Annotated in this window: 18 protein-coding genes; 16 read left to right on the top strand and 2 right to left on the bottom strand. The window is 64.6% G+C overall.

Annotated features, from left to right (window positions below; translation table 11 throughout):
• The first annotated feature begins 79 nt into the window (after window positions 1–79).
• The 13 genes from rpsB to lpxA all read left to right on the top strand — a co-directional run bounded on the left by rpsB (window position 80) and on the right by lpxA (window position 12,808).
• Window positions 80–889 carry a 30S ribosomal protein S2 gene (gene rpsB / locus WQQ_RS22400; RefSeq protein ID WP_007187568.1) on the top strand — a complete coding sequence of 270 codons (810 nt, stop codon included), beginning with the start codon at window positions 80–82 and terminating at the stop codon, window positions 887–889.
• A gap of 98 nt (window positions 890–987) precedes the next feature.
• Entirely contained in the window at window positions 988–1,893 is a 906-nt protein-coding gene (gene tsf / locus WQQ_RS22395) for a translation elongation factor Ts (protein WP_007187567.1), read from the top strand.
• A gap of 116 nt (window positions 1,894–2,009) precedes the next feature.
• Window positions 2,010–2,732: a UMP kinase gene (pyrH, locus tag WQQ_RS22390; RefSeq protein ID WP_007187566.1), complete on the top strand. Its 723-nt coding sequence runs from the start codon at window positions 2,010–2,012 to the stop codon at window positions 2,730–2,732.
• Between the two features lie 10 nt (window positions 2,733–2,742).
• Complete coding sequence (frr, locus tag WQQ_RS22385) at window positions 2,743–3,300, top strand: ribosome recycling factor (protein WP_007187565.1); 558 nt, start codon at window positions 2,743–2,745, stop codon at window positions 3,298–3,300.
• Between the two features lie 55 nt (window positions 3,301–3,355).
• Entirely contained in the window at window positions 3,356–4,075 is a 720-nt protein-coding gene (gene uppS / locus WQQ_RS22380) for a polyprenyl diphosphate synthase (RefSeq protein ID WP_040455325.1), read from the top strand.
• 59 nt (window positions 4,076–4,134) lie between these two features.
• A complete protein-coding gene (locus WQQ_RS22375) occupies window positions 4,135–4,971 on the top strand; it encodes a phosphatidate cytidylyltransferase (RefSeq protein ID WP_007187563.1) in 837 nt (278 codons plus the stop codon).
• A complete protein-coding gene (locus WQQ_RS22370) occupies window positions 4,971–6,173 on the top strand; it encodes a 1-deoxy-D-xylulose-5-phosphate reductoisomerase (protein WP_007187562.1) in 1,203 nt (400 codons plus the stop codon). The genes WQQ_RS22375 and WQQ_RS22370 overlap by 1 nt, the downstream gene beginning before the upstream one ends.
• A complete protein-coding gene (rseP, locus tag WQQ_RS22365) occupies window positions 6,166–7,518 on the top strand; it encodes an RIP metalloprotease RseP (protein WP_007187561.1) in 1,353 nt (450 codons plus the stop codon). The genes WQQ_RS22370 and rseP overlap by 8 nt, the downstream gene beginning before the upstream one ends.
• A gap of 31 nt (window positions 7,519–7,549) precedes the next feature.
• Window positions 7,550–9,856 carry an outer membrane protein assembly factor BamA gene (bamA, locus tag WQQ_RS22360; protein ID WP_007187560.1) on the top strand — a complete coding sequence of 769 codons (2,307 nt, stop codon included), beginning with the start codon at window positions 7,550–7,552 and terminating at the stop codon, window positions 9,854–9,856.
• 65 nt (window positions 9,857–9,921) lie between these two features.
• On the top strand, window positions 9,922–10,431 hold the full coding sequence (locus WQQ_RS22355; RefSeq protein ID WP_007187559.1) for an OmpH/Skp family outer membrane protein: 510 nt from the start codon (window positions 9,922–9,924) through the stop codon (window positions 10,429–10,431).
• Between the two features lie 14 nt (window positions 10,432–10,445).
• Window positions 10,446–11,507, top strand: a complete 1,062-nt coding sequence (lpxD, locus tag WQQ_RS22350) for a UDP-3-O-(3-hydroxymyristoyl)glucosamine N-acyltransferase (RefSeq protein WP_007187558.1) — start codon at window positions 10,446–10,448, stop codon at window positions 11,505–11,507.
• Window positions 11,500–11,964, top strand: coding sequence for a 3-hydroxyacyl-ACP dehydratase FabZ (fabZ, locus tag WQQ_RS22345; RefSeq protein WP_007187557.1), 465 nt, complete (start codon window positions 11,500–11,502; stop codon window positions 11,962–11,964). The genes lpxD and fabZ overlap by 8 nt, the downstream gene beginning before the upstream one ends.
• A 31-nt stretch (window positions 11,965–11,995) precedes the next feature.
• The gene (lpxA, locus tag WQQ_RS22340) at window positions 11,996–12,808 is read left to right on the top strand and encodes an acyl-ACP--UDP-N-acetylglucosamine O-acyltransferase (RefSeq protein WP_007187556.1); all 813 of its coding nucleotides are present in this window, start codon (window positions 11,996–11,998) and stop codon (window positions 12,806–12,808) included.
• A gap of 179 nt (window positions 12,809–12,987) precedes the next feature.
• Here lpxA and WQQ_RS22335 read toward each other — a convergent pair whose 3' ends face one another.
• Window positions 12,988–15,753, bottom strand: a complete 2,766-nt coding sequence (locus WQQ_RS22335) for a TonB-dependent receptor (RefSeq protein ID WP_237715111.1) — start codon at window positions 15,751–15,753, stop codon at window positions 12,988–12,990.
• Window positions 15,754–15,985: 232 nt separating this feature from the next.
• On the opposite strand from WQQ_RS22335, the gene lpxB reads away from it, so the two are divergent.
• The 3 genes from lpxB to dnaE all read left to right on the top strand — a co-directional run bounded on the left by lpxB (window position 15,986) and on the right by dnaE (window position 21,515).
• Complete coding sequence (lpxB, locus tag WQQ_RS22330) at window positions 15,986–17,182, top strand: lipid-A-disaccharide synthase (RefSeq protein WP_007187554.1); 1,197 nt, start codon at window positions 15,986–15,988, stop codon at window positions 17,180–17,182.
• A 65-nt stretch (window positions 17,183–17,247) separates the two neighbouring features.
• Window positions 17,248–17,934: a ribonuclease HII gene (gene rnhB / locus WQQ_RS22325; RefSeq protein WP_083844699.1), complete on the top strand. Its 687-nt coding sequence runs from the start codon at window positions 17,248–17,250 to the stop codon at window positions 17,932–17,934.
• Entirely contained in the window at window positions 17,931–21,515 is a 3,585-nt protein-coding gene (gene dnaE / locus WQQ_RS22320) for a DNA polymerase III subunit alpha (protein ID WP_007187552.1), read from the top strand. Before rnhB ends, dnaE begins: the two co-directional genes overlap by 4 nt.
• A 46-nt stretch (window positions 21,516–21,561) precedes the next feature.
• Here the strand turns inward: dnaE and WQQ_RS22315 are convergent, their stop codons facing one another.
• Window positions 21,562–22,599: a hypothetical protein gene (locus tag WQQ_RS22315; protein WP_007187551.1), complete on the bottom strand. Its 1,038-nt coding sequence runs from the start codon at window positions 22,597–22,599 to the stop codon at window positions 21,562–21,564.
• Window positions 22,600–22,746: the final 147 nt, after the last annotated feature.

Raw genomic sequence — 22,746 nt, 5'->3', positions numbered from 1 at the left:
TTTCATCCGCGCCGATCTTGGGTGAGCTCTTCGGAGCCTTTTTGGGCGGCGCGGTCTGACCAACCCAAGGAGTCAATCCGTGTCCAACATCACCATGCGCCAGCTTCTCGAAGCCGGCGTGCATTTCGGTCACCGTACCCGTTACTGGAACCCGAAGATGGAGTCCTACATCTTCGGCAGCCGCAACAAGATCCACATCATCAATCTTGAGCACACGCTGCCGATGCTCAAGGACGCCTGCAACTACGTGGGCAAGATCGCCGCCAACGGCGGTCGTGTCCTGTTCGTCGGCACCAAGCGCGCCGCTCGCGAGGCCGTCGAGGCCGAAGCCGCTCGCGCCGGCATGCCGTTCGTCTCCCAGCGCTGGCTCGGCGGCACCCTGACCAACTTCAAGACGGTCAAGGGTTCCATCAAGCGCCTGCACGAGATGGAAAAGCAGGTCGAGGACGGCACCGTCAACCGCCTGTCCAAGAAGGAACAGCTGATGTTCTCGCGCGAGCTCGAGAAGCTCCGCAAGTCGCTCGGCGGCATCAAGAACCTCCCGACGCTGCCGGACTGCCTGTTCATCGTCGACACCGGCTACGAAAAGATCGCCGTCGCCGAAGCCCGCAAGCTCGGCATCCCGGTCGTCGCCATCGTCGATTCGAACAACGATCCGCAGGGCATCGACGTGGTGATTCCGGGCAACGACGACGCCACCCGCGCGATCAAGGTCTACGCCCAGTGCGTGGCCGACGCCATCATCGAAGCGCGCGCCTCCAGCTCGGTTCCGTTCCGCGAAGCGCCTCCGGAGCCGGTCGCCCGCGAAGAGCGTCCGCGTGGCCCGCGCCGTCCTCCGCGTGACGGCAAGCCCGGCGGCGGTGGCCGTCGCGAGCGCGCCGACGCCTAAAGCTTGATCGGTACCGGGGTTCGCTCCGGCCCGATGTGTCCAAACCGACCCCGTGCGCGGCAACGTTCACGGGGTCGTCAGTCATAGGAAGATTATTCATGAGCACCCCGATCACTGCTGCACTGGTTAAAGAGCTGCGCGACCGCACCGGCGCCGGCATGGGCGACTGCAAGAAGGCTCTCGAAGCCACCGGCGGCGACCTCGACAAGGCGGCCGAAAAGCTCCGCATCGACGGCATGGCCAAGGCCGACAAGAAGGGCGCCCGTACGGCCGCCGAAGGCATCATCGCCGTTGCCTCGAGCGACTCCGCCGTTGCGCTCGTCGAGGTCAACTGCGAAACCGACTTCGTCGCCAAGGGCGACGATTTCAAGGCACTCGGCGAAGCCGCCGCCAAGCTCGCGCTGGCCAACAAGCCGGCCACGCTCGAAGCGCTGCTCGCGCTGACCGAGGGCGGCAAGACGCTCGAGGAGAAGCGCCGCGAGTTCGTCGCCAAGGCTGGCGAGAACACCACCATCCGCCGCTTCGAAGTGGTCGAGAAATCCGGCGGCGCGATCGCGACCTATCTGCACGGCTCGCGCATCGGCGTAGTCGTGGCGCTGTCCGCCGGCGACGAAGAACTCGCCAAGGACATCGCCATGCACGTGGCAGCCTCCAGCCCGCGCTACCTCGACGCTGCTGCGGTCCCCGCGGAAAGCCTCGAATCCGAGCGCAAGATCATCGAAGCCAAGATCGCGCGTGACGACGAAGAAGCCGTCGCCAACGGCAAGCAGGCCACCAAGCCCGAATTCCTTCCCAAGAAGGTCGAAGGCAACCTGCGCAAGTTCCTCGAGGAAGTCACCCTCCTGGGCCAGAAGTTCGTCAAGGACGACAGCGTGACGGTCGAAAAGCTGCTGCAGTCCAAAAAGGCCGGTGTGGCTCGCTTCGTGCGACTCGCTGTCGGCGAAGGCATCGAGAAGAAGCAGGTGGACTTCGCGGCCGAAGTCGCCGCGGCCAGTCAGGTCTGAGCCGCTAGCTGAGATACAATCGACGCAGTCAGGAAGGCCCCGGAAACGGGGCCTTCCTTCAAATGAGGTCCGTTCCGGCGTTCCTCGCCCGACCTCCAATCGCCCAGCCCAAGCACATGGCCAATCAACCTGCCTACAAACGCATTCTGCTCAAGCTCTCCGGCGAAGCCCTCATGGGGCGCGAAGATTTCGGCATCGCCCCGGACGTGATGCGCTTTCTGGCGGCCGAACTCAAGGAAGTCATCGACGCGGGGGTGCAGGTGGCGCTCGTCGTCGGCGGAGGCAACATCTTCCGCGGCGAAGGCCTGGCCAAGGCTGGCATGGACCGCGTGACCGGCGACCAGATGGGCATGCTCGCCACCTGCATCAACGCGCTTGCGATCCAGGATGCGGTCGAGCGCGTCGGCCTGGAAGCCCGCGTGCAGTCGGCGATCCGCATCAACGAAGTCTGCGAGGACTACATCCGCCGCCGCGCCGTGCGCCATCTCGAGAAAGGCCGCGTGGTGGTGTTCGCGGCCGGCACCGGCAACCCGTTCTTCACGACCGATTCCGCTGCCGCGCTGCGCGCCGTCGAAATCAATGCCGACGTGATGCTCAAGGCGACCAAGGTCGACGGTATTTATACGGCCGACCCGAAGAAAGACCCGACCGCGACGCGTTACGACGAGCTGACCTACGATGAGGCACTCGACAAGCGCCTGGGCGTGATGGATCAGACCGCGATGGTGCTGTGCCGCGACCACAAGATGAAACTGCGCGTCTACGACATGGACCGTCCGGGTGCCCTGATGGGCATCGTCATGGGCGACGAAACCATCGGCACGCGCGTGCACCGCTAAGGAAAAGACAATGCTCAACGACATCAAGAAAGACGCCACCGAGCGCATGAACAAGAGCGTGGATTCGCTGCGCCACGAACTCGCCAAGCTGCGCACCGGGCGCGCCAACGCCGCGTTGCTCGACCACATCCGCGTCGACTACTACGGCTCGGAAGTTCCGCTTTCGCAGACCGCGCAGATCACCGTCGAAGATGCCCGCACGATCTCGATCACGGCCTGGGAAAAGAACATGGTGTCGGTGATCGAGAAGGCCATCATGAAGTCGGACCTCGGCCTGAACCCGAACACCGCGGGCACCATCATCCGCATCATCATGCCGCCCCTCACCGAAGAGCGGCGCCGTGATCTGGTCAAGGTGGTCAAGAGCGAAGCCGAAGGCGCCCGCGTGGCCATTCGCAGCGTGCGTCGCGACGCCAACCAGGACATCAAGGAGCTCGCCAAGGAAAAGCTCATCAGCGCCGACGACGAGAAGCGCGGCGAGACCGATATCCAGAAGCTCACGGACCAGTTCGTCGCCAAGATCGACGAAGTTGCCGCGGCCAAGGAAAAGGAACTGATGTCGATGTAGGACGGGCGTTTCCTGTCCCGTTCCGCGCATCGGTCTCCATCGTCGGACTCTCACCGTGACCCGGCTTCCGCCCAGCGTTCCCCAGTCTTCGGTTCCCGCCCACGTCGCCATCATCATGGACGGCAACGGCCGCTGGGCCCAGCAGCGCCACCAGCCACGCGCGCTCGGCCACCGGGCCGGCGTGCGCTCGGTTCGCAAGGTCTTGCGGGCCGCGCACAGCGCTGGCGTGCGCTACCTGACGATCTTCGCGTTCAGCCAGGAGAACTGGAAACGTCCCGAACTCGAAGTGAAGCTGCTCATGCAGCTGTTCGTCGCGACGCTGGGCCGCGAAGTGGCTTCGCTGAACCGCAACAACGTACGCATTCGTTTCGTCGGCAGCCGCGAAGGCTTCGCGCCGAAGCTGCAGGACGCGATGGAGCGGGCGATCGACCTCACGAAGGACAACACCGGGCTGACGCTGCTGGTCGCCGTCGATTACGGCGGGCAGTGGGACATCGTTCAGGCGGCACGCCGGGTGCTCGCGGCCGGCGGTGAGATCACCACCGAAAGCCTGGAGTTACAACTCGATACCCGGGGCGTTCCGCCGCCCGATCTGCTCGTGCGCACCGGCGGCGAGCAGCGCATCAGCAATTTCATGCTCTGGCAGCTCGCCTATACCGAGCTGTACTTTTGTGACACCCTCTGGCCCGATTTCGGTGATGCCGAGTTCGCCCGGGCGCTCGAGTGGTTCGCCTCGCGAGATCGTCGTTTCGGACGCTTGCCCGAATCCGCCTAGCTTCAACGCCCGGCCGTCCGGATTCCTCCTCTTTTCCGCGGATCGCAGATCGAATTCCCATGCTGATGCAGCGAGTCGCCACCGCCCTGGTCCTGTTGCCGTTGCTGCTCGCGGCGATCTGGTGGCTGCCGACTCCAGCGCTGTATGCGGTGTTCTCGCTGATCGGCGTGCTGATCGCCTGGGAATGGGCCGGGCTGATGCGGTTTTCGTCCGCGTCGCCGAAGCTGGCGTATGCGGCGCTGACGGGCCTGCTGCTCGCCGCGGTCTGGTGGCTCGTTCAGCAGCGTCCCGAGCTCTGGCTGTTGCTCGCGATCGTGTCGCTGCTCTGGTGGCTTTATGCGTTCACGCTCGTGCGCGGCTACCCGAAGAACTTCGAACGCGGTGCCCCGGGCAAGCTCACGATGGGGCTGATCGGGCAGGTGCTCGTGCTGCCGACCATCCTCGCGCTCGCGGTATTGCATGCCGGCGGAAGCGGGCAGCCGCACGAGGGAACCTGGCGGCTGCTGTACGTCTTCTTCCTGATCTTCGCAGCGGACACCGGCGCCTACTTCGCGGGTCGCCGCTTCGGCAAGCGCAAGCTCGCGCCGCTGGTATCGCCCGGCAAGAGCGTCGAAGGCGCGATCGGCGGCCTGCTGCTTTGTGCGGTCTGGGCCTGCACGGCCGGCATTGCGATCTTCGCGCCGGGCGACAAGACGGTTCCGTTCGTGCTCGTATCGATGACGGTCGCGGCGGTTTCGATCCTCGGCGACCTGACCGAGAGCCTGTTCAAGCGCGCCGCCGGCGTGAAGGACAGCGGCACGCTGCTGCCCGGCCACGGCGGCTTTCTCGACCGCGTCGACAGCCTGCTCGCCGCCGCGCCGATGATGGCGCTCGGCTTGCACCTGCTGAAACTTTGATGCGTCGTCTGCTCATTCTCGGGGCGACCGGCAGCATCGGTCGCAGCACCCTGGAAGTGGCCGCGCTGCATGCGGACGAGATCGAGGTGCATACGTTGACCGCGTTCCGCGATGCGGGCGGCATGCTTGAGCTCTGCCGGCGATTCGCGCCCAAGCGCGTCGTGCTCGTCGAAGAATCCGCCGCCACTTTGCTGCGCAAGGCGTTGGCCGCCGAACACTCTCACTGCGAAGTGCTGTCCGGCGTCGAGGCGCTCAACGAAGTCGCCGGATCGAGCGATACCGACGTGGTGATGTCGGCCATCGTCGGGGCCGCCGGCCTGCTGCCGACGCTGGCCGCCGTACGCGCGGGCAAGCAGCTGCTGATCGCCAACAAGGAGCCGCTGGTGATGGCCGGCCGCCTGCTCATGCGCGAAGCCGCCGCAAACGGCGCCTGCATCCTGCCGATCGACAGCGAGCACAACGCCATCTTCCAGTGCCTGCCGCCGGCCTATCGCTGCGGTGATGCGCCCAAGGGGGTGCGCAAGCTGCTGTTGACCGCCTCGGGCGGGCCGTTCCGTGAATGGAGCCGCGAGCGCATCGACGCCGCGACGCCGCAGGAAGCGGTCAAGCATCCGAACTGGAGCATGGGCCAGAAGATTTCGGTCGACTCCGCCACGCTCATGAACAAGGGGCTCGAACTCATCGAAGCTTCGGTGCTGTATCAAGTCGGCGACGACCAGCTCGACGTGGTCGTGCACCCCGAAAGCATCATCCATTCTCTCGTCGAATACGTGGATGGTTCGATGCTCGCGCAGCTCGGCCAGCCTGACATGCGCGTGCCGATCGCCCATGCGCTGGCCTGGCCGCAGCGCTGGGAGTCGGGCGTCGGTGGACTCGACCTGGCCGCTGTCGGCCGGTTTCGCTTCGAAACCCCGGACCTGAACCGCTTTCCGTGCCTGGGTCTTGCAAGAGCGGCCCTGCGGGAAGGGCAGAACGCCCCAAATTTATTGAACGCGGCCAACGAAGTCGCGGTCTCAGCGTTTCTCGACGGCCGCCTCGGCTTTTACGACCTCTCCTCCATGATCGAAGCCTGCATCGACGCCGGCCTGCAGACGCACAGGGCTGCCGCCGACGATCTCGAATCCATTCTGGCGATCGATGCCTGGGCCCGCCGCTGGTGCGCCGGCCGTCTGTCCACGCAGGAGCCGCTGGTCAATGCCTGAAATCGTCTGGCAGGTGGGCGGCTTCATCGTCGCCATCTCGGTACTGGTGTGCTTCCACGAACTTGGCCACTACTGGGTGGCGCGCCGGCTCGGCGTGAAGGTGTTGCGCTTCTCGCTCGGCTGGGGCAAGCCGTTCAAGACCTTCCGCGCGCGTGATGGCGTGGAATGGTCGATCGCCCCGTATCCGATCGGGGGCTACGTCAAGCTGCTCGACGAGCGCGAAGGCCCGGTCCCTGCGCACGAGCGCCACATGGCGTTCAACAACCAGTCCGTGCCGGTGCGCATGGCGATTCTGGCGGCCGGCCCGATCTTCAATTTCATGCTCGCGATCGCGCTGTACTGGGCGATCTTCGTGGTGGGCGTGCAGGGCATCAAGCCGGTCATCGGCGAGCCGCCGGCCGGCAGTGCGGCGGCGAGCGCTGGACTCAAGGCGGGCGAGCAGATCCTGTCGATCAAGGACGAAACCATCGACACCTGGGCCGAGCTCAGCACCGACCTGATCGAAGGCAGTCTAGACGGCGGGCGTCTCGAACTCACGGTCAAGGGCCTGGACGGCCTGCCGCGCGAAGTGCATCTCGACCTGGCGCGCGTTCGCGTCGACCCCGAGTTCCTGTTCGACGATCTGGGCCTGGTGCCTTATGAGCCCAAGGCTCCACCGGTACTGACCCAGCTCGAAGCCGGCATGCCGGCCGAGGTGGCCGGCCTGCGCGAAGGCGATCGGCTGATCTCGATCGATGGCGAAACGATGACCAGCCCCCGCGCCCTGGTCCAATTCGTGCGGAAGCATCCTGGCGCGATCGTCAAAGTGCAGGCCGAGCGCAATGGAACGCCGATCGAGCGAACCGTGGTGCTCGCGCGCGTCGAGAATGACGGGCAGGTTACCGGGCGCCTCGGTGCCGGATTAGCGACGCCTCCGGACTTGTGGCAGGATTTGCGCGCCGAACGCCGGCTGAATGCCTTGGATGCGGTGCCGGCAGCCGTCGCGCAGACGTGGCGAATGAGCTGGATGACGCTGCGAATGCTGGGTCGGATGGTAACTGGAGACGTGTCGGTCAAGAACGTCAGCGGTCCCATCTCGATCGCGCAGGTGGCCGGGGATTCCGCCCAGATCGGGCTCGTATCGTTCCTGAGCTTCATGGCCATCGTCAGTATCAGCCTGGGTGTTTTGAACCTGCTGCCGGTGCCGATGCTCGATGGCGGGCACCTGCTGCTGTATGCGATCGAAGGAGTGAAGGGTCGGCCGTTGTCCGAGCGCTTCGTCGCGGCCAGTCAGTACATCGGGTTTGCCTTCATCGGCACGCTGATGGTGCTGGCCTTCTACAACGACATCATGCGGTTGATCTGACACTTTCTCGACAAGAGCACAGACCCACGAAATGGGCTCCAATCAAGCACGCTTCAAACTGAAGATCATTGCCGGTGCCGCTGCCATGATGTGGCTGCCGGCGGCCTTTGCCTTCACACCGTTCACGATCAAGGACATCAAGGCCCAGGGCCTGCAGCGTCTCGAGATCGGCACGGTGCTCACGTATCTGCCGCTCGCGGTCGGTGACCAGCTCAACGAGCAGACTTCACGCGCGGCGATGCGGGCCCTGTACGGTTCGGGCCTGTTCGACGACGTGCGTCTCGAGCGCGACGGCGACACCCTGATGATCGTGGTCAAGGAGCGTCCGGCGATCTCGGGTTTCAAGATCGAAGGCAACGACAAGATCGGCGGCGACGAGCTCAAGAAATCGCTCGCCGACGCCGGCATGGCCGAGGGCGAGCTGTTCAAGCGCGACCTGCTTTCCGAGGTGCAGCAGGAACTGCAGCGCCAGTACTTCGCCAACGGCTACTACGACGTCCAGATCGACACCGAGGTCAAGCAGGAGCCGAACAACCGCGTCAACATCGAGATCCAGGTGACCGAAGGCAAGGCCACCAAGATCAAAGAGATCAACATCGTCGGCAACCAGGCGTTCTCGAAGGACGAACTGCTCAAGGCTTTCCAGCTCAAGAAAACCAACTGGATGCCGTTCCAGAAGACCGACAAGTATTCGAAGCAGCAACTCGGCGGCGACCTCGAGGCGTTGAGCTCCTACTATCAGGATCGCGGATATCTGAAGGCCAACATCTCCTCGGTGCAGGTGCAGCTGTCGCCCGACAAGCGCGATCTCTACATCACCGCCAACATCGAGGAAGGCCAGGTCTATACGATCAAGTCGAACCGCATCAGCGGCGACACGATCCTGCAGACGGATTTCCTCGAGCGTCTGCTGTCGACCAAATCGGGCGAAATCTTCTCGCGCAAGCTCGCCACCGAAAGCGCCGATCGCATCGAAGCTGCGCTGTCGGACATCGGCTACGCGTTTGCCGAAGTCACGCCGCTGCCGGAAGTCGATGAAGAGAAGCGCGAAGTCGCGCTGAATTACGTCGTGCGTCCGGGCAAGCGCACCTACGTGCGTCGCATCAACTTCGCCGGCCACGGCGATACGCATGACGAAACGCTGCGCCGCGAAATGCGCCAGCTCGAAGCGGCTCCGTTCTCCAAGAGCGCGGTCGAGCGTTCGCGCGTGCGTCTCACGCGTCTGCCGTTCGTCGAGGAAGCGGAAGTCGATACGCAGCCGGTGCCGGGCACCGACGATCTCGTCGACGTGAGCTTCAAGGTCAAGGAGCGCGCTCCGGGCTCGGTGCAGTTCGGTGTCGGTTACTCGGGCTCGGCGGGCTTCCTGGTGTCGGGCAGCCTCACGCACACCAACTTCCTCGGCACCGGCAACCGCGTCAGCTTCGAAGTCAACAACAGCCAGATCTCGCGCGTCTTCAACGTGAGCTGGACCGATCCGTATTTCACCAACGACGGCATCAGCCAGACCGCCTCGGTGTTCTACCGCAAGTCGGAGTCGGTGATCCGCTACAGCTCGGGGTTCAACTCGAACATCGTGGGTTTCAACCTGACCTACGGCATCCCGCTGTCCGAATACACGAGCCTGCGCGCCGGCTTCGGCATCGAGGAAACCTCGCTCGAGGCGTATTCGAGTGGCACGTCCGACGAAGTGCTGCAGTTCATGCGCGACAACGGTTCGCGCTTCTCGACCTACCAGTTCCGGACCGGTATCGCGCGCGATACGCGTAACAAGACCTTCTTCGCGACGCGCGGTTCGTTGAACCAGTTCTTCGTCGATGCATCGCTGCCGGGCAGCGACCTGGGTTTCTACAGCGCCACTTATCGCAGCGAACTCTATGTGCCGCTGCCGTTCAAGTTCATTTTCAGCGCGAATACGAACATCGGCATGGTGGACGACTACGGCGGTGGCCCGAGCGAAGTGCCGCCGTACGAGTATCTGTTCGCCGGCGGTCCGCGTACCGTGCGCGGCTACAACGACGGACGCCTGGGCCCGCGCGATTCGCTCGGCTTCGCGCTCGGCGGCCAGTTGCGCACGACCATGCAGAACGAACTCATCATTCCGCTGCCGATCGAAAGCGATCAGAAGTCGACGCGCATGAGCCTGTTCTACGACATCGGCCAGGTTTACCTGCGGCCGTCGGATTTCGACGTCAACGAACTCAGGACGGCGGCCGGTGTCGGCTTCCAGTGGTTCACTCCGTTCCTCGGCCTGCTGCAGATGAGCTATGCGTTCCCGCTCAACGACAAGCCGGGTGACAATACCAGGGGCTTCCAGATCACCTTTGGTAGCGGCTTCTGATCGCAGTTCCGTTTGAAGGCCAGTAAACTCCTCCCCGGAATCACCACCAGTACTACAAAAACGCCATGCGTAACGCCCAAAAAATCTTTGCTGTCGCGATCGCCACGACCCTGATGTTCACGAGCGCCGTTGTCCAGGCGCAGTCGAAGATCGCCACCATCCGCGCAGCCGAACTCGTGCAGAGCTCGCCTCAATTCAAGTCCGGCCAGGCCCAGATGAAGTCCGAGTTCGACAAACGCAAGAGCGACCTCGAAGCCGAAGCCAAGAAGCTCGGCGAGGACCTGCAGAAGTTCAAGCGTGAGCAGGACGTCATGAGCGCCGACGCACGCTCGAAGATGGAGAAGGATCTCAATACGCGCCGCATCGATTTCGACTACAAGCAGCGCCAGTTCGGCGAAGACTTCCAGAAGCGCGATCGCGAACTCAGCGAAAGCATGATGGCGAAGATCAAGGATGTCGTCGTCACCGTAGCCAAGGAAAAGGGCGTCGACGTCGTGGTGCAGGATCCGGTGTACGTCGGTCCCGGCATCGACATCACCGAAGACGTGCTCAAGAAGCTGCAGGCCGCAAAGTAAGGTAAGGCTTGCAGATGAATTACTCGCTGGGCGAACTCGCACAGCGTTTCGGGCTTGAAGTAGCAGGCGACGCCGCTGTGCATATCGGCGGCGTTTGCACCTTGAGCCCTGGCGTTTCGGGACGGATCGGCTTTCTGGCCAATCCACGTTACAAATCCACCCTCGCGCAGACGCAGGCTTCGGCCGTCATCGTCGGTCGCAAGGATGCCGGCTCTTTGACCGGAAACGGTTTGATCGCGCGTGACCCGTATTACGCCTTCGCGCAGGTCGCGCGCCTGTTCGACGCGAGCAAGCGTTTCGAACCCGGCGTGCATGCGACGGCCGTCGTCGCGGCCGATGCGCAGATCGGCGAGGGCGTTTACATCGGCCCGCTCGTGATCGTCGAAAGCGGCGCTCGTGTCGGTGCGCACAGCTACATCGGGGCGAGCAGTTTCGTCGGGTCGGGCACGACGCTTGGTACCGCCTGCCGCCTGGAGGCGCGCGTGCATTTGAACGCGGGCGTCACGCTCGGCGATCGCGTGCAGATCCAGCCCGGCGCGGTGATCGGCTCGCGGGGGTTCGGCAACGTGATGGGGCCCAAGGGCTGGGAAGAAGTGCCGCAGCTCGGCAGCGTGGTGATCGGCAGCGACGTCGAGATCGGCGCCAACACGACGATCGATCGCGGTGCGATCGACGACACCGTGATCGCCAACGGCGTGCGCCTCGACAACCTCATCATGATCGCGCACAACTGCCGCATCGGCGAGCACACCGCCATCGCGGCGATGACCGGCATCGCCGGCAGCACCAGGATCGGCGCCCGCTGCATGATCGGCGGCGCGGTCGGCATCAACGGACATATCGAAATCGGCGATGACGTCTTCATCCTCGGACGCGCGATGGTGACGCAATCCTTGCCGGACAAAGGGGTTTACGGCTCGGGCCTTCCGATCGCTCCGGCGAAGGATTGGCGCAAGACCGTGGCGCGCGTGCGCCGCCTGGGCAAACTCGAAGATCGCGTCCGCGCGGTCGAGCAACACGTGGGACTCAAGGGACAAGAACAAGACGATGACGACGACGTCCACAACAATGGATAAGCAGCTCCCGTTCGATATTCGCGACATCATGAAGCTGCTGCCGCACCGCTATCCGTTTTTGCTGGTGGATCGCGTGATCGCGCATGAGCCGGGGCAGTCGATCACGGCGATCAAGAACGTGACGTACAACGAGCAGTTCTTCGTTGGCCATTTTCCGGAGCTGCCGACGTTTCCGGGCGTGCTGATGCTGGAGGCGCTCGCGCAGGCCAGCGGCATCATCGCGGCGCTCAAATCAGGCCTGCGTCCGGACGGTGGCATGGTGCTGTACTTCGCGGGCATCGACAACGCGCGCTTCAAGCGCCCGGTGGTACCCGGCGATCAGCTCACGCTGATGTCCACGCTCGACAAGCAGAAGCGCGATCTGTGGAAGTTCAGCGCCAAAGCCATGGTCGGCAACGAACTGGCCTGCGAAGCCGAGCTGCTCTGCGTGCTCAAGGACACGAGCAAAGCCGCATAGCGTCATTGAAGCGGAAGCCAAGAGGCCTGCGATGAGCATTTCGAGCACCGAACCCAAGCTGCACCCGACGGCCATCATCAGTCCCAAGGCGCAGCTGCACGAGTCGGTGCGCGTCGGCCCGTACTCGGTGATCGGTGAAGGCGTCACGATCGGCGAGGGCAGCTGGATCGGGCCGCACGTGGTGCTGTCCGGACCGATGACCATCGGCCGCGACAACCAGATCTTCCAGTTCGCCTCGATCGGCGAAATCTCGCAGGACAAGACCGCCAGGCAGGACGATCCGACCAGCGTCGTGATCGGCGACGGCAATATCATCCGCGAGTACGTGAGCATCCAGCGCGGCACGATGAAGGAGTTCGACACCAAGCGCGGCGAAACGCGCGTGGGCAGTCGCAACCTGATCATGAATTACTGCCACATCGCGCACGATTGCGTGATCGGCAGCGACACCATTTTCGCGAACAATGCGAGCCTCGCGGGCCACGTCGAGATTCAGGACTGGGTGATTCTCGGCGGCTACACGCTGGTCTATCAGTTCTGCCGCATCGGCGCGCATGCGTTCACGGCTTTTTCCGCCGGCGTCGCGGGCGATATTCCGCCGTACGTGATGGTGCAGGGCAACCCGGCCGAACCGCGCACGATCAACAAGGAAGGCCTGCGCCGCCGCAACTTCGCGCCCGAGGCGATCGCCGAGATCGATGCGGCGTACAAGCTCATCTATCGCTCGGGCAAGGTCATGGCCGATGTGAAGACCGAGCTTGCCGAGATGGCGAAGACCTCGTCGCACGCCAGGCTCATGCTCGATTTCATCCTGAGCGGCAAGCGTCCGCTCGCGCGCGGCTGATCCGCGAAAAACACATCAATAAAAAACGGCAGATGGCGCTTAGGGAATCGCCATCTGCCGAGTGATTCAATCAAGGACTGGTCGTCAGATACGGCCCCTGATCGAAAGGTTTGAACCGGGCTCTCTTCGCGGAGCTCAGGTGTTCGGAATCCTTTTCAAAACCTTTTTCAAAACCTTTTTCAGAACGTGTAGCGCAGGCCCAGCGTGACGAAGCGCCCGACCGCACCCGATTGATGGAACGACGGGTTGTAGTTGAGCCCGCCGTAGGTGTACGGATCGAACGGGGCCATGCGGTTGAACAGGTTCAGCGCCGACGCCGTGAACTCCCAGTGCTCGTCAACGCCGAGCTTGCTGTACAGATCGACGGTCGTGAACGAGGACAGCGAGCAGCCGCTGTAGGCCGAGCCATCGGGCCGGTAGACGCCGCAGACTTTGCCGTCCGGGTCGACGTTGTAATACGCGCCCTCGTAGGTATCGCTCGACCAGGTGCCGTCCTCGTTGTCGACGAGTTGCGAGCCCTTGTGATCGATCATGTCCATGCTGCCGACGTAGTTCACCGAGCCGGTGACCGAGACCTGCGCGCGTTCCCAGGTCAGCTCCAGGCGAGCGCGATCCTTCGGCGTGCCGCCGGCCGAACTGAGCACGTAAGGCCCGTGCGTGCCGGCGTATTCGAAGCTCTCTCCGCTGTCGAAACTGCGCTCGAAGCTGATCACGTGCGTGAGCATGAAGCCGCCGCTGATCCTGCCGAAACGGCCGAGGTCGAGCTTCTGCCGATACTCGAAATCGAAGCCCGAAGTCGTGGTCTTGTTGGCATTGACGTAAGGCGCCGAGACCGCGCTGAGGTCGCCGTCTTCGTTGTAGTAGATCGTCGAGTTCGGCAACTCGCCCGGACGCTGCGAATTGGGCGTCTGCCCACTTTGAGGAGCATCGCCGATGATGAGCGCCTGATCGGCGCCGACGATCTCGTCGCGGCGTTCGATGCGGTAATAGTCGAGCGTCGCGCTGGTTCCGCGAACCGGCTCGAACACGAGTCCCGCCGTATAGCTCTTGGCGCGCTCGGGCTTGATGTCCGGATTGCCGATCGTCAGCAGGCCGATGCCCGTGAAGCCGTACGTGGAGCTGTTGCCGCTCTCCGATGGCCCCGGCGCGCGAAACGCTTCGGCGTAAGTGGCACGCAGCGCGAGCTCATCGAGCGGCTTGATCTTGATGCCGACTTTCGGCGTCGTCGAATGGCCATAGTCCGAATAGTGGTCGTAGCGCAGCGCCGCATTGAGCTCGACGAACCTCGCCACCGGGGCGTTGATTTCCGTATAGCCGGCGACGACATCGCGATCGGCTTTGAACGATGAATAACCCAGGCCGATGATGTCGCCTGTCGCGGTGAACGGCAGCGGCGGCGTGTCGGTTTTCTCGTTGCGCGCCTCGGCGCCGAAGGCCAGGCCGAAATCGCCGCCGGGCAGCTCGAACAGCGAGCCCGACAGCTTGGCGTCGACGAGCGCGATCGAGCTCTTGGCCTTGCGCTTGAGCGTCGGCGAAATGTCATCGAGCACGCTGCGATCGACGCTCGGGTCCATGATGCGATAGCTGCCGTCGTCGAGATGCGCCTGCAGCCGGTCGGCGACGATGTAGCCGGTGTGCTCGTCGTCGAGCTGGCTTCGGATGTAGCCGAGGCCGACGTCCCAATCCCAATCCGAGAGCTTGCCCTGCACGCCGGTGATCGCGCGGATCACGTTGCTGGTCTGCTCGCCGTTGCGACCGCCGAAATCCGTCGTCAGCAAACGAAAGCCGCGCGCGACGCCATACGGGTTGTCCGGATGATTCGCCGGCATGATCGTCGTGTGCACCTTGAGATTGCCCGGATCGGCCGCGTTGTAGACGCCGTTGTCGATGACGTCGCCCGGCGTGCCGATGCTCTGGGTCTTGGCGAAGAACCAGCCGAGCTCGGAATAGGCCTGCGTTTCGTCGTTCAGGAACAGACTGCCGCGGCTGAACAGGTTGATGCGGTCCTGCTCGGGCTGAATCTGCGAATAGCCCACCGTGTCGAACAGGCAGACGCCGGTGTCGCCCGAGATTTCGGGACAGGCCTTGAGGTTGATGCGATGGCTCGGGTCGCGGTCGGTCGCGCCGTTCACGAGCGGGCGCATCGTGCCCCAGGGCGTGGCCGACAGCAGGGCGGGCGAGTGCGCGATTTCGCCGTCGGCATCGATGTATGTGAAGGCGCCGGCGCCGGCCGGTCGGCCGCCCTGGCGATTGTCGTACCAGCCGTAGCGGCGCAGATCGTTGGTCCCCAGATAGCCTTCGCGGTCCGCATTGCCGATCGCCTGCGTGGTCGAGCCTTCGATCGTCGCGAAAATGTTGTAGCGCTCGTCGCCGGTGCCGAAGCTGCCGTGGAAGCGTTTGTAGTCGCCGTCGTCCATGTACGAGCTGCCGAAATTGCCGCCCAGCTGCGCGCCCTGGTAATTGCTGCGCAGGATGATGTTGACGACGCCGCCGACCGCGTCCGAGCCGTAGATCGCCGAGCCGCCGTCCTTGAGCACTTCGACGCGCTCGACCGCTTCGAGCGGGATCGAATTGAGGTCGACGAAGCTGCGCTGGCCGTCGTCGGCCAGCCCATAAGTGGCCATGCGCCGGCCGTTGACGAGCACCAGCGTGGAGTTCAAGCCCAGGCCGCGCAGCGAGACACCCGAAGCGCCCGAAGCGAAGCCGCCGCTGAAGGCGCTCGACAGCGAGCCCTGGTTGTCGGCCGAAACGCTGCGCAGCACGTCGGCGATGTTCTGCTTGCCCGAACGGTCGATGTCCTCACGCGTGAGCACCTGGACCGGCGAGGCGGTCTCGGCGTCGGTGCGGCGGATGCGCGAACCGGTGACGACGATGGTTTCGATCTCGGCCGATGCATCGGTCTCGGCAACCGGCGCTTCGGTCTGCGCCGCGGCCAATGGCGGCAAGGCCGCGGCGCCTGCTCCCAACAGGCACCCGGCCAGCCGACGACGACTCCGCTTCTCGTGCTTCATGACATCCCCCTGGGTCGGTGTAGACGGGCCGACCTTACCGCCGACATCCGGCTGGGTCTTTGAGCCAGGCTGAGGAATTGATGAGGTTTTCGTGAGGCCGCCGATGCGCCTTGCGAAACAAGCGCTTGCGAGCGCGCGGCGGCGGACGGCTGGCATACTCGCGGCCATGACGGCTTCCTCTCCTCCCACCATCGCGCTGGTCGCGGGCGAGCTATCGGGCGACCTGCTCGGCGCCGCGCTGATCCAGGCGCTGCGCGAGCGCTTCCCGCAGGCGCGTTTCTACGGCGTGGCCGGGCCGCGCATGGTCGCCGCCGGTTGCGAGGCGATCGACAGCATCGAAGCGCTCTCGGTCATGGGCATTGCCGAAGTGTTGCCTGCGCTGCCCCGGCTGTTCAAGCTGCGCGCCCGGCTCGTCGAGCGCTTTGCCGCCGACCGGCCGGACATCGTCATCGGCATCGATGCGCCCGATTTCAACCTCGGCCTCGAGCGCCGGCTGCGCGATCGCGGGCTGCGCACCGCGCATTTCGTCAGCCCGACGGTCTGGGCCTGGCGCAGCGGGCGCGTGAAGGGGATCGTGCGCTCGGTCGATCTGCTGCTGTGCCTGTTTCCGTTCGAGCCCGCGTTCTATGCGGAGCAGATTCGCCAGCGGGCGCTCGATACCCGGCGGCCGTTCGACGCCACCTACGTCGGCCATCCGCTCGCCGACGAGCTCGACGCGCGCACCCCGCCGGAACAGGCGCGCGCCGCACTCGGGCTGGACGGGCGAGGGCCGGTGCTCGCGGTGCTGCCCGGCAGTCGCGGCAGCGAGCTGCGCTATCTCGGCGAGCCCTTCGTGCAGACCGCCCAATGGCTGAGCTCGCGCGTGCCGGGGCTGCGCTTCGTCACGCCGATCGCCAAGCCGTCGTTGCGCGAAGGCATGCAGAAGACCATCGCCGAGCTGGCGCCGGGGCTGGACTGGACACTCGTCGACGGCCGCTCGCGCGAGGTCATGCAGGCGGCCGACGCGGTGCTGATCGCCTCGGGCACGGCGACGCTCGAATGCCTGCTGCTCGGCCGGCCGATGGTGGTCGCCTACAAGGGTTCGCCGCTGACGGCCTGGCTGATGCTCAAGGCCGGCCTGCTCAAGGTCGATCACGTGAGCCTGCCGAACCTGCTCGGCGAGACGCCGACGGTGCCCGAGTTGCTGCAGGACGAGGCGGTGCCCGAAAAGCTCGGCCAGCAGTTGCTGCCGCTGCTGACCGATGCGGCCGCGCGCGCGCGCCAGCTCGATGAATTCGACCGCATTCGCGAGCGTCTGCGCTGCTGCGCCGCGGCGCGCGCGGCAGACGCGGTCGCGGCCTTGCTGGCTCGCTCCGGCGTCTAGCTCTACGGGCTTGCGACAGTCCCTAACATAACCACGGCCCGGCCGCGGACCGTAAAATGCCGGCCATGAGTTCCGCCGTTTCGCCCTCCGTTTCGTCCGCCGTTTCGACCGGTCCCGCGCAGCCCCTGCGTTTGGTGGCCGGGCTCGACGAAGCCGGTCGCGGCTGTCTGGCCGGGCCGGTTTATGCCGCGGCGGTGATCCTCGGACCGCGCCACGGCATACGCGGGCTCGACGATTCCAAGAAGCTCAAGCCGATCGAGCGCGACCGGCTGTTCGACAGGATCCAGCAGCGTGCGGTGGCTTTTGCGATCGCCTCGGCTTCGGTCGAGGAAATCGAGCGCCTCAACATCCTGCATGCCTCGATGCTCGCGATGCAGCGCGCCGCCGAAGCGCTGAATCCGGTGCCGCATCACTGCCTCGTCGACGGCAACCGCTTGCCCAAGCTGTTCTGCAGCGCCGATGCGGTGATCGGCGGCGACGCGATCCACAGCTCGATCATGGCCGCGTCGATCCTCGCCAAGGTGGCGCGCGACCGCGAGATGCAGCGGCTCGACGCCGAGCATCCGGGCTACGGTTTCGCCCAGCACAAGGGCTACGGCACGCCGATGCATCTGCAGGCGCTCAAGGCGCTCGGCGTCTGCGTGCAGCACCGCATGGGTTTTGCGCCGTGCGCGCAGCGCGATCTGTTCGCGTCGGGTCTGGTCGACCTCACCGCCGAAGGCGGCGACGTGCTCGACGGAGCCTACGCTTGAGCTTCGTTCACCTGCGCCTGCACAGCGAGTTCTCGCTGACCGATTCGATCGTCCGTATCGAGCCACCCAAACGCAAGGGCGGCGGCAGCGGCGGCACGCTGACCAAGGCCGTCGCTGCGCACCGGCAGCCAGCCGTCGCGCTGACCGATCGCATGAACCTGTTCGCGATGGTCAAGATGTACAAGGCCGCCGAAGGCGCGGGCATCAAGCCCATCGTCGGCGCGGATCTGTGGCTCGCCGAACGCCTGAAGGGAGAAGGACCCGAGCGGATCACGCTGCTCGTGCAGAACGAAACCGGCTATCGCAATCTGACGCTGCTGATTTCGCGTGCGTACACCGAAGGGCAGAGCAAGGGCTACCCGCTCGTCGAGCGCGATTGGCTCGCGACGACCAACGAAGGCCTCATCGCGCTGACGGGCCGCGACGGCACCACCTTCCGCGCCTCGCAGAACGACAACGTCGAACTCGCCTTGTCGGCGCTCGACGAACTGCAGGCGATGTTCCCGGATCGCCTGTACCTGGAGATTTCGCGCTGCCAGCGGCCGGGCGACGATGCCTGGGTCGACGCGGCCGTCGCGCTCGCCAAGCATCGTTCGCTGCCTCTGGTCGCGACCAACGACGTGCGCTTTCTGACGCGCGCCGAGTTCGCCGCGCACGAGGCGCGTGTCTGCATCGCGCAGGGCCGCGTCATCAACGACGACAAGCGCCCGCGCGACTACACCGAGGAGCAATATCTCAAGAGCAGCGAGGAGATGATCGCGCTGTTCGCCGATCTGCCCGAGGCGATCGAGAACACCCTCGAAATCGCGCGCCGCTGCACGCTGTCGATGAAGTTCGGAACGTATCACCTGCCCGAATACCCGGTACCCGAAGGCCACGACAGCAACAGCTGGCTGCGCCTGCAGGCGCACGAAGGGCTCACGCGCCGCCTGCAGGTGATCACGCCGGCGACGACCGAGGAGGAGTACCGCAAGCGCCTCGACTACGAGCTCGGCATCATCGAGCGCATGAAGTTTCCGGGCTACTTCCTCGTAGTGGCCGACTTCATCCAGTGGGCCAAGAACAACGGCTGTCCGGTCGGCCCGGGCCGCGGTTCCGGTGCGGGTTCGCTCGTCGCGTATTCGATCGGCGTCACCGACCTCGATCCCTTGCCGTACAACCTGCTGTTCGAGCGCTTCCTGAACCCCGAGCGCGTGTCGATGCCCGACTTCGACGTCGACTTCTGCATGGACAATCGCGATCGCGTGATCAGCTACGTGACCGAGAAATACGGCCGCGAGCGCGTGGGCCAGATCGTCACCTACGCGACGATGGCCGCGCGCGGCGTGGTGCGTGACGTCTGCCGTGTGCTCGGTCACGGCTACGGTTTCGGCGATCGTCTGGCCAAGCTCATTCCGGGCACGCCCGGCGCGACGCTGGCCGACGCGGTCGATGAAGTGCCCGAACTCAAGCAGGCCTACGAGACTGAGGAAGACGTGCGCGCGGTGCTCGATCTGGCGCTCGAACTCGAAGGCGTGACGCGCGGTGTCGGCGTGCATGCGGGCGGCGTCATCATCGCGCCGAATCCGCTGACCGATTACGCACCGCTGCTCTGCGAACCGGGCGGCGCCGGCATGCGCTCGCAGTTCGACATGAAGGACGTCGAATCGATCGGCCTGGTGAAGTTCGACTTCCTGGGCTTGAAGACGCTCACGGTGATCCAGGAGGCCGTCGAGAACATCGCCAAGAGCACCGGCGAAGAGGCCATCGACGTGCTCAAACTGCCGATCGACGATGCCGAGACCTACAAGCTCTACGCGAGCGGCGATACCAGCGCGGTGTTTCAGATGGAATCGCCGGGCATGCAGAAGGCTTCGCGCGACCTCAAGCCCGATACCTTCGAAGACATCATCGCGCTGGTGTCGCTGTATCGACCCGGCCCGATGGACCTGATTCCGGAGTACTGCGCGCGCAAGCGCGGCGATTCGCCGGTGGAATATCTGCACGCGGAGATGGAATCCGTTCTGCAGCCCACCTACGGCATCTTCGTGTACCAGGAACAGGTCATGCAGATGTCGCAGCGCCTGGCCGGCTACACGCTCGGCGGTGCCGACCTGCTGCGTCGCGCGATGGGCAAGAAGAAGGCCGACGAAATGGCGCAGCAGCGCGCCATCTTCACCGAAGGCTCGCAAAAGAACGGCATCGACGAGAGCATTGCCACGCAGGTCTTCGACCTGATGGAGAAGTTCGCGAACTACGGCTTCAACAAGTCGCACGCGGCCGCGTACGCGCTCGTCAGTTATCAGACCGCCTGGCTCAAGACGCACTATCCGGCCGAGTTCATGGCCGCGGTGATGTCCTGCGACATGGACCACACCGACACCGTCGTCGCGATGCTCGACGAGTGCAAGCGCATGAAGCTCAAGGTGCACTCGCCCGACATCAATCGCTGCTTCTTGCGCTTCACGGTGCCCGCGAAGGGCGAAATCGCCTATGGCCTCGGCGCGATCAAGGGCGTGGGCGAGGGCGCGCTCGAAGGCATTCTCGCCGAGCGCGCGGCCAATGGCCCGTTCAAAGACCTGTTCGATTTCTGCAAGCGCATCGATCTCAAGAAAGCGAACAAGCGCGTGCTCGAAGCGCTGATCTGCTCGGGCGCGCTCGACAGCTTCAAGCTCAATCGTCCCTCGCTGATGGCGACCTTGCCCAAAGCGCTGCAGGTGGCCGAGAAAGCTGCAGCGAGCCAGAGTTCCGGCATGTTCGACATGTTCGGGCTCGGCAGCAGCGAGCCGACACCGCACGAGCAGGTGCAGGCCGAAGTCGTGCCCGACTGGTCGCGCCAGGAACTGCTCGAAAAAGAGCGCGATACGCTCGGCTTTTATCTGTCGGGCCATCCGATCGAAGCCTGGGCCGAGGTCATCGACCAGGTCTGCTCGGGCAACCTGCGCGATCTGATCCAGCAATACGCGACGCCGACGCCGGTCTCCGCCGACGGCAAGCCGCAATGGACGCCGCGCACCAAATGCCTGTTCGGCGCCTGGGTGACCGATCTTCGCTTCTTCAAGGGCGACGGCAAGTTCGGCCGATCGAGCTACAAGATCACCATCGGCGACGGCAGCCGCCAGCTGTCGACGTGGATCGACGTCGACAAGTGGCCCAGGCTGCAGGGTTTCATGCGCGTCGACACGCTGGTCTTCGTGATCGCCGAAATCGGCCTGTCGCCCGGCAAGGACGGACGCGAGCCCGAGCCGCGCCTCTACAACCCGGAGTTCCTGTCGCCCGCGCAGCTGATGTCCGAATACGCGACGCGCATCTGGCTGGCCTGGAAGCGCCCGCCGCGCGACGTCATCGCGCTACGCAATGCGCTTGCGCCGTTCCGCTCCGAGAACGGAGCGGCGGTGACCATCGACTACGTCAACGGTCGCGCGCGCGCGACGCTGGATTTCCCGCCCGAATGGCGAGTGCGCATCGAGCCCGCGAGCCTCGATTCGATCGGCAAGCTGTTCACCGCCGACCAGATCAAGGTCAGCTACAAGAAGTACGTCGCCCCGCAACCCGAGCGCAAGGCCAGGTTCGCGAGCGCGGGGGCTGGCGACGACGAGTGAGCGGAAGGCTGGGGCGCAGGCGCCTCTCCCCAGCCTGCGGTGGGCATCAGCAATTGTCCGGGTCCGCGCGCTCGATTTCGCTCTGGGTCAGCGTTGCGCTGTCACCGTTGCCGAACTGCAGCGTCGCACTGCCGTTGGACTGGAAGGTGATGGTGACGCTGTGTGCGTCCGACGTGAGCTTGATTTTGCCGGCTACCGGCGTTGCGTAGGTGGTGCCGAAGGCGATCGGAGTGAGCGTTGCGATGTTGATTTCGGCACCTTCGCAGCCTGCGCTGCTATAGGCGTAATCGCCATCGACACTCTCGCCGGCTGCGGTTTCAGTGTAGGTGATGGGGGTATTGCCACGACCGTAATCGATGACGACGCTGCCGTCCTCGCCGTCGATGGTGCCTTGTCCCTCGAAGGAGCCGAGCTGCTTGTACGAAGTGGAGCTTCCGTTCGAAGCGTTCCTGTACTCGATGAGTCCGAGTGCGCGCTGGGTGATATCGGTGGTTGTCTTGTTGCCCGTTTCTTCTACGTAGCGCCAAGTCAGCGGTGTTGAACCCTGGCCGGCCCTGTCGTAGGCGTAGTAGTAGCCGGACATGGCAGTGGGCGTTTCGCCGGTCTCCGAGAAGCCGTTGGTCGTCAACGTCGTCGAGTCATAGGTTTCGACGCAATTGCTGTAGACGAACTGATCGTAATCGGTGCTGGCCGATACATTGCCGTAGAAGGCGTAGTTGACGATCTTGGCCCCGTCATCGTGGGACGCAGTGCCGTCGCCGGAGCATCTCGAAGTCGACGTCTTGAGTCTTGAGCCCGATCCCATCCTCGACTTCGCCGGGCGGGCGGCCGCGCGCGGGAGTGTTCCGTGCGACCAGCCCTTGGCCCGCGAAGGGCTCGATGCCAAAGCCTTGCCGGTCGCGAAGTCTGCCGGGCCGGCGTCGAAGCTGGTGATGAAGAGCGAGCCGAGCACGGCGAGTTCGTGAGCCACATTCTCTTTACTGCCGAGCGGAGCTTCGCCGCCACCGCTACCGCTACCGCCACAGGCGGCCAGAGCCAAGACGAGACCGGTCGATCCCAACGCGGGCTTGATGAAACGATGCATGCTGATCCCCCAATTTGATGTCGTTCCGACCGATGGCCGGAATTTCCCCGCAGATGCGGGCCCCGTGCCGACCCGATCATGGCAATGCGCTCGATCGGTGCAGCGCGCCCAGCATCGCCGATCCGGATTCCCTGAACTGAGGCACAG

Origin of the sequence: Hydrocarboniphaga effusa AP103, assembly GCF_000271305.1 — a bacterium.
In the GTDB taxonomy this organism is placed as follows: domain Bacteria; phylum Pseudomonadota; class Gammaproteobacteria; order Nevskiales; family Nevskiaceae; genus Hydrocarboniphaga; species Hydrocarboniphaga effusa.
This window is presented reverse-complemented; position numbering and strand designations above follow the sequence as displayed.

What these genes read in the sequence shown, in the direction of transcription:
- tsf (WP_007187567.1), top strand. Translation starts at nt 988, where the DNA reads ATGAGCACCCCGATCACTGCTGCACTGGTTAAAGAGCTGCGCGACCGC.
- pyrH (WP_007187566.1), top strand. Translation starts at nt 2,010, where the DNA reads ATGGCCAATCAACCTGCCTACAAACGCATTCTGCTCAAGCTCTCCGGC.
- frr (WP_007187565.1), top strand. Translation starts at nt 2,743, where the DNA reads ATGCTCAACGACATCAAGAAAGACGCCACCGAGCGCATGAACAAGAGC.
- WQQ_RS22375 (WP_007187563.1), top strand. Translation starts at nt 4,135, where the DNA reads ATGCTGATGCAGCGAGTCGCCACCGCCCTGGTCCTGTTGCCGTTGCTG.
- WQQ_RS22370 (WP_007187562.1), top strand. Translation starts at nt 4,971, where the DNA reads ATGCGTCGTCTGCTCATTCTCGGGGCGACCGGCAGCATCGGTCGCAGC.
- rseP (WP_007187561.1), top strand. Translation starts at nt 6,166, where the DNA reads ATGCCTGAAATCGTCTGGCAGGTGGGCGGCTTCATCGTCGCCATCTCG.
- bamA (WP_007187560.1), top strand. Translation starts at nt 7,550, where the DNA reads ATGGGCTCCAATCAAGCACGCTTCAAACTGAAGATCATTGCCGGTGCC.
- WQQ_RS22355 (WP_007187559.1), top strand. Translation starts at nt 9,922, where the DNA reads ATGCGTAACGCCCAAAAAATCTTTGCTGTCGCGATCGCCACGACCCTG.
- lpxD (WP_007187558.1), top strand. Translation starts at nt 10,446, where the DNA reads ATGAATTACTCGCTGGGCGAACTCGCACAGCGTTTCGGGCTTGAAGTA.
- fabZ (WP_007187557.1), top strand. Translation starts at nt 11,500, where the DNA reads ATGGATAAGCAGCTCCCGTTCGATATTCGCGACATCATGAAGCTGCTG.
- lpxA (WP_007187556.1), top strand. Translation starts at nt 11,996, where the DNA reads ATGAGCATTTCGAGCACCGAACCCAAGCTGCACCCGACGGCCATCATC.
- lpxB (WP_007187554.1), top strand. Translation starts at nt 15,986, where the DNA reads ATGACGGCTTCCTCTCCTCCCACCATCGCGCTGGTCGCGGGCGAGCTA.
- rnhB (WP_083844699.1), top strand. Translation starts at nt 17,248, where the DNA reads ATGAGTTCCGCCGTTTCGCCCTCCGTTTCGTCCGCCGTTTCGACCGGT.
- WQQ_RS22315 (WP_007187551.1), bottom strand. Translation starts at nt 22,599, where the DNA reads ATGCATCGTTTCATCAAGCCCGCGTTGGGATCGACCGGTCTCGTCTTG.